Genomic DNA, 6,140 nt, shown 5'->3' with positions numbered 1-6,140 from the left:
CTGTACTTCGTTCAGTTACGTATTGCTAAGGTTAATCCATTCCCTCCGATAGATGAAACCAGCACCTTGTCGCGTGCTGCGGGGCCAAAACGCTCTGACCTGCAATAGTGCTGGGTTGTGATGGGTTTCCCGATAACCTTCCATGTAGGCGCGTATGGAGAGTTTCGGAAAACCCATCACAACCCAGCACTAGATGCATCATGCAATTATAATTTTCCTTGATCGTTTCGGCCCGACCTAGGTCACTCGGCAACGGTGCTGCCGGTCCCCCCTGCTCCCCCCGCTTTGGGTGGCTCACTCGCGCACGGTCTAGCGCCGAGTTCTGCGGGCCTCTAAGTAGGGGTCTGTGGACCTTGCGAGCCCCTCCGGCCTGTGGGGTGGCGGCGGAAGGGGCTGGGGCCCCGTCTGGGGGGCTTGGGTGCCGGTTGTGCTGCTCCCGCAGCAGGGATGGGGGAGGGGGGTAAGTCGGATGCTGGGCGAGATGGTTTGGCGAAGTGCTGGCGAGCTGGCGTGCGAGCTCGCCAGCGAGTCAGGTGGTGGGACGTTTGCTGAGCCAGAGCCGCACGGCTTGTTCGAGGCCGTCCTGCATCTCGATGCCGTCGGCGATGCAGGCGATTTTGAACTCGCGTTGGAGGTCGGCGTCCATGTAGGAGCCGAAGTGCGGGCGGCGCCGGCGGACGGGGTCGGTCTTCCTGGTACTGCTGCGTACCACGGGAACGGTTCCGGGTTCGTCGTCCTGGGCGACGTCGAACTTCTTGGGGCTCATACGGTGACGCTCCTCTTCTCATAGGTGTCGGCGAGCAGCTCGAAGACGGCTCGGAGCTGGCCGGCTTGGCGGCCGCGGACCTGGGCCAGGGGCAGGGCGTTGTTGTCGGCGACCTTGGCGAGCTTGATGCGGGGGATGATCGGGTCCCAGACGAGGTCGCCGAACAGGGTGCGGATCGAGGCGAGTTGGGCGATGTCGACCGGGGTGGTGTTCTCCATCCGGCTGACGATGACGCCGATCAGTTCCAGTTCGTCGTTGTGGAGCTGGAACTTGTTGTCGGCGATGTGCTGGCGGACCCGCTTGGCTCCGCGTACGGAGTCCTGCTCGGCCTCGGTGACGATGAGGGCCTGGTGCGCGGCGGCGAGCGCGAGGTTCGCCAGGTGGAACAGCGACGGCGGGCAGTCGAGGACGGTTTCGTCGAAATCGTCGTCGGCGCCCTGGAGGGCTTTGGCGAGACGGAGATGAGAGCCGGGCGCGCCGGCCTCGTACATTCGCTCTTCGAGTTCGAGCCAGGCCGGGCAGACCTTGATGCGGTCGGCGTAGTCGGCGTCCCAGGAAATGTCGCGGATCACGCCGGCCGCGGCGCCCACCTTGTTGGCGAGGATCGCCTCGCTGATGCTGGGCGCGCCCTCCTCGTAGCGGACGCCGAGTCTGCGGGTGGCGTTGCCCTGGGGGTCCATGTCGACCAGGAGCACCCGCTTCCCCCGCTTGGCCAGCGCCTCGGCCAAGCGGACCGCGGTGGTGCTCTTCCCGATCCCGCCCTTGTTGTTGAGCACAGCCGTCCGCCGTACGGCCCGCCGTGCCAAAGTCCCTGATGCCATCAGCCCTCCTGCTCGTCAGTGAGCCAGCTCGCCGAATGGCTGGCTCGTCAGCGAGCCAGCATGTCAGGTGAGTGAACCAGCACGGCCCAGACGTCGCCGACCCGCTTCCTAATCGCGGACTATCTAGCTTGATAGACCGCAAACAGGCAGGTGAAATGGCCCCTGGCCTGTGTGCTGTGATGTCAGTCGGTTGCGGTGTCCGGCTCCGGAGGCGGCTCGGGGAGCCGGTCGATGGCGCTGCGGAAGATGTCGCCGGTGGTGATGATCTGCCTCTGGAGCTGGGACTTTTTGAGTATGGCGTCGGCGGTGGGGCGCTTGGCGAAGGCGGCGCAGAGCATGTCGAGAAGGGTGGCGCCGCCTCTGCGCTGGGCCTCGCGCATGATCACGGTGGGGCCGTCGCCCCAGAGTTGCTGCCATTCGAGCAGGGCCTCGACGGCGGGGGCCGAGACCCAGTGGCAGGAGCGTACGAGCTGCTCGCCGAGTTCAGCGGGCAGTCGTACGGCCATGCGCTCGGTGAGGGTCGTTGGCTGGTCACCGCTGAACCGGCTGTAGTGCTGGGGGCCGGTTCCGACCCTGCGGCCGGGGGTCGCGACCTGGTCCTCGGGAAGCGGCTCGTACGGGCCGAGCATCGAGCGTGACCGGAGCTCGGCCCGCACCTCGCGCGCGAGGACCAGGTCGCGGGTGCCGGCCAGCTTGCCCTTCGCGCGGAGCCTGGCCCGCTCCACCCGGATCCGGGCGCGGGCCTCGCTCAGGGCCCGGCCCCGCATGTACTTGGTGCCCTCGTCCTCGTGGGCCTGCTTCAGCCAGTCGAGCTCGGCGGTGCGGGCGGCCGAGACTGCAAAGTTGAGCCGGGCCATGTGCTCGGGCTCGACGGCGACGACGAAGGGGCGAAGCGACATGGCACCAGAGTGTAAGTCTAGCTAGATAACCCGCCACCCTAGGGCGCACTATCTAGCTAGATAGTGCGCATCTGTGCAGCTCAGAGCGCATTTTGATAGTTGCGTGAGTGTGTCAGCGGCCCTATCTTCGGGGCAAGTGCAGCAGCGTCAAGGAGGTCGTAGTGTCGTATGTCCCCGCGCTCCCGGATCTCGTCCGCTACACGTGGTGGGGCGGTGTGCCCGAGGGGTTGTCCACGAAGACCCAGCTCGACGGTCGGGGGCTGCGGCCGGGTTCGGATCCGGTGGGCCAGGTTCTGTACCACGGCAACTGCTACGCGCCGCTGTACGAGGACGACAGGGCGGTCGCCAAGCGCGCGTGCTCGCCCGCGCAGCGCGCTGTCCTGGACCGCGCGCGCGAGTTGCAGTACGAGTGTCGGCGCTGCCGGGCCCGCAGGGATTATCCGTTGGGCCGGGGTCGCTGGTGCGAGCCGTGTTCCTACGCGGTCGCCGTGTACGCCGCCCATGTGAAGGCGCGCCGGTTCGCGCGTGAACTCGTCGAGGACACCGGCGCCGTGCTCCTGGTGGTGGGGGCCGGGCCCGACGACCAGTCTCCGCCGCAGACCGTGGCCGCCGTCCGCGTCCACGACCAGGAGCTGCTTCACGAGGCAGATGCCGGTGCGTACGGCAGCGCCGAGCGGAAGGCTCTGCTGGATCGGCTCGATGTGCTCCTGGACGGGCGCCGGATCGTCCACGAGACCGACCGTGGCCCGGCCTGCCGCTACCCGTCCATCCTCGTCACGCCGCCCGGTCAGCACCTCCACAGCGACCGGGACACTCACGCCTGGCTGCGCCCGCACCGCGAGAGCGCCGAGAAGGCGGACTACGTCACCCGGCTGTGGCGGCACTGGTTCGCCTGGACCCGCGATGAGTACTCCTCGATGGCGAGCGAGCCCTGGGACCGGGAGAGTGGCACCACGCTCGCCTGGGAGCAGACCACCCGGGCCGCCGCCGATGGACGGAGCCTGACCGTGCTCCTGCACCGCATCGCGGCCGGCACCGAGCCGGTCTGGGAACACGCCCACTGGCTCGCCGACGGCCACGGTGAGCCGGAGCTCTCCTCGACGCGCACCCGCCGCCGGGCCGTCTGACGGGAGTCCACCGGACCCCGGAGAACTCCCGCCCCGCTTTGGGTGGCCCTTCGTGAGCGCCAGCATGACCGCAAGCCGGGAATGCTGGCGCTCACCCATGTCCCGCCCCGGTCAGTCCTTGCTCTTCGGCTTCGGGGTGCGCTGGGAGTGGGCCGAGATGCCGCCGGAGAGTGGATTTGAGGGGCGCTGGCTGCCGGCGCTGGTGCGCCCACTGTCGCCGCGTCCGGCATGGGCCTGAATCCCGGACTGAACTCCCGCCGTCGCAGTGCGGGGGCCGGCGACGGTCCGGGCCGCGCCCCCGACGGTGCGGGCCGCCAACCGGGCGGTGCGCACCGCGTCGCCCATTCCCGGGATCTTCCAGACGGTGTAGATCCCGACCACGATCGCGACGACGGTGACGCCGAGGCCGGTGACGACGTGTCCGTTGGCCTCCATGACCGCCGCGAGGCCGAGCACGATCACGATCACGGGCTTGACCAGAACGAGCATGACCATGAATCCCGCCCACCGGCGGACATGACCCCACAGGTTCCTGTCGACCACACCGGCGTACACGAGGACGCCGAGCAGGGCTCCGACGTACAGGGCCAGCGTCCTCATGTACAGGAACAGGAACAGCAGCCCGCACAGCACGATCGTGGCGAAGCTGACGGCGGCGAGCATCAGCGGTCCGCCGCCGATTTTGCCGTTCTTGAGGTCATTGCCCATCGAGGTGAACAGTCCGCCGGGAGAAGAGCCCAGCGCGGCCGTCAGTGCATCGGTGACGGCGTCGACAGCGGAGACCAGGACGTACAGCACGAGCGGCGTGAAGGCGGTGGCGAGAACCGCGAGCCACAGGAAGCCGACCCCTTCGGATATCGCGGTGGTGAGCGAGGCTCCGCGCATGGCTCGCTTGGCCACGGCCAGGAGCCACAGCACGAGCACGAGGAAGGTGGCGGCCGCGAACACGATGGCGTACTGCCGCACGAAGTTGGCGCCGGTGAAGTCGACCGCGCCCTTGTCGCCGCTCACCAGCTTCCCGAGCTGGCCCGCCGTCCAGTCGGCGCCCTTGGCGATCGAGAGCGCGAGATTGGTGAGTGGGTCGCTCTTGTCGAGCTTCGGGGCGTCGGGCTTGGAGCCTTTCTGACCACTGCGGCAGTACTCTCCCGCGAGGCCGATGATGTTGCCGCACGGGTCATCCTTGAGCAGCATCAGGCCCCCGCTCGGCGGTGTAAGTGGCGTACGGGCACACGAAGTTCCCCTCAACGGTGGTGACGGTCAGTGCATGGTGCGGCGGGCCTGGCGCAGCTGCGCGGCCGCGACGGTGGCGCCCTGGGCGGCCTGGTGTAGGGCGGCGTTGGTCTGCTGGGCGTGCGGGCCGGGCTGTCCGAGCAGGGCCAGGGCGGCGGTCATCTCCCCCACCACGGTCGCGATGGCTTCGGCCGCGCGTGTGAGCTCGTCCGTGCTCTGGCGCACATGCTCGGGGTGGGTCCATCGGGCGCGCCCGGTACGGACGTCGCGCACCAGGCGCGCGAGGGCGTCGGCGGCGGTCCGGGCGTGCATTGTTGGATTGGCGGTGGCCACAGGCCCTCCAAAGGGGGTGTCTTTTCGATGCGTCCGACGCGTCCACGCAGGTCAGAACGCGAATGTGATGCGTCTGGAGCGGACGCGTCGACGCATCAACCAGACGCGCCGAAGGCCCTGGTGACGGGCTGTGGACGTGCCAGGACGCACCCGGGGCAGGCCGGGACGTGCCGGAGACGTGACGCGGACGCATCACGAACAGGGTGCCCTTGATGTCCGTCAGCCGGTAGGCGAACGGCTTGCCCGGCCGATCTCCCAGCCGCTCCGAGGAGACGGTGACGCCGGCGGCCTTCAGCTCGGACTTGATGGTCCGCCCGATCATCGTGTTCCGGTTCGGCTTCCCCTCCCAGCGGCCGTAGACGTCCGGGGCGGCGGCCGCCAGGTAGTCGCCGAGCTCCGTGATGGTGAGCACCTCGGGATCACTGTGCGTGGCGAACGCGTCGAGCAACCGCCGCACCTGCGGCGGCACTTCGACCACTGCCGTCGGGCGGTGCCCGCCGAGGGTCAGGCGTGGCCGCGGCGCCTTGAGGCGCTCCTCGACCCGGCGTGCGGCCTCGTCGGGTGGCAGCAGCGAGGCGTAGCGCAGGATCGGCTCGCGGTGGCGCGGGGCGATCACGTAGAAGCGCCCGGCGTCGGCCGGGAGGTCCGGCTCGGGGAGGGCACGAGCAGGTGCGGCCACCAGCCCTGGGAGACCGCGTCCGCGCGGCCGACCACCAGGGGTACGTCGTGGGCACGGCAGGGCAGCATGATGCGCAGGCCGGGCACGTCCGCGATGGCGTCGCTCAGTGAGTCCTTGGTGGCGTCCTGGGTGACGATGACGACCGAGATGAGGGCCTCGCGTCCGAGGTTGCGCAGCAGCTCGATCGCCATCTCCTTGCCGTCGTCGGACAGTTCGATCCGCACTCGTTCCAGGGCCGATCTGCATGATCGCGGGGTCCTCGGGGGTGGGCTCCCACATGTTCTG

Annotated in this window: 7 protein-coding genes; 1 reads left to right on the top strand and 6 read right to left on the bottom strand. The window is 68.9% G+C overall.

Annotation, left to right across the window (positions count from 1 at the left end; all coding sequences use genetic code 11):
- Positions 1 to 529 precede the first annotated feature (529 nt).
- The 3 genes from ABR738_RS37695 to ABR738_RS37685 form a co-directional block, all read right to left on the bottom strand.
- Positions 530 to 766: a hypothetical protein gene (locus ABR738_RS37695; RefSeq protein ID WP_350235009.1), complete on the bottom strand. Its 237-nt coding sequence runs from the start codon at positions 764 to 766 to the stop codon at positions 530 to 532.
- Positions 763 to 1,587, bottom strand: coding sequence for a ParA family protein (locus ABR738_RS37690; RefSeq protein ID WP_350235010.1), 825 nt, complete (start codon positions 1,585 to 1,587; stop codon positions 763 to 765). The genes ABR738_RS37695 and ABR738_RS37690 overlap by 4 nt, the downstream gene beginning before the upstream one ends.
- 182 nt (positions 1,588 to 1,769) lie before the next feature.
- The gene (locus tag ABR738_RS37685; RefSeq protein ID WP_350235012.1) at positions 1,770 to 2,486 is read right to left on the bottom strand and encodes a hypothetical protein; all 717 of its coding nucleotides are present in this window, start codon (positions 2,484 to 2,486) and stop codon (positions 1,770 to 1,772) included.
- A gap of 161 nt (positions 2,487 to 2,647) precedes the next feature.
- Between ABR738_RS37685 and ABR738_RS37680 the strand changes: the two genes are divergently transcribed.
- Positions 2,648 to 3,613, top strand: a complete 966-nt coding sequence (locus ABR738_RS37680; protein WP_350235013.1) for a hypothetical protein — start codon at positions 2,648 to 2,650, stop codon at positions 3,611 to 3,613.
- 111 nt (positions 3,614 to 3,724) lie between these two features.
- Here the strand turns inward: ABR738_RS37680 and ABR738_RS37675 are convergent, their stop codons facing one another.
- The 3 genes from ABR738_RS37675 to ABR738_RS37665 all read right to left on the bottom strand — a co-directional run bounded on the left by ABR738_RS37675 (position 3,725) and on the right by ABR738_RS37665 (position 6,079).
- A complete protein-coding gene (locus ABR738_RS37675) occupies positions 3,725 to 4,804 on the bottom strand; it encodes a hypothetical protein (RefSeq protein ID WP_350235014.1) in 1,080 nt (359 codons plus the stop codon).
- A gap of 66 nt (positions 4,805 to 4,870) precedes the next feature.
- Entirely contained in the window at positions 4,871 to 5,155 is a 285-nt protein-coding gene (locus ABR738_RS37670; RefSeq protein ID WP_350235015.1) for a hypothetical protein, read from the bottom strand.
- A 633-nt stretch (positions 5,156 to 5,788) separates the two neighbouring features.
- Positions 5,789 to 6,079, bottom strand: a complete 291-nt coding sequence (locus ABR738_RS37665; protein ID WP_350235032.1) for a hypothetical protein — start codon at positions 6,077 to 6,079, stop codon at positions 5,789 to 5,791.
- Positions 6,080 to 6,140 lie beyond the last annotated feature (61 nt).

The organism is Streptomyces sp. Edi4, assembly GCF_040253615.1.
Classification (GTDB): domain Bacteria; phylum Actinomycetota; class Actinomycetes; order Streptomycetales; family Streptomycetaceae; genus Streptomyces.
Note: the sequence above shows the minus strand (reverse complement) of the source record. Positions and strands in the feature narration are given on the sequence as shown.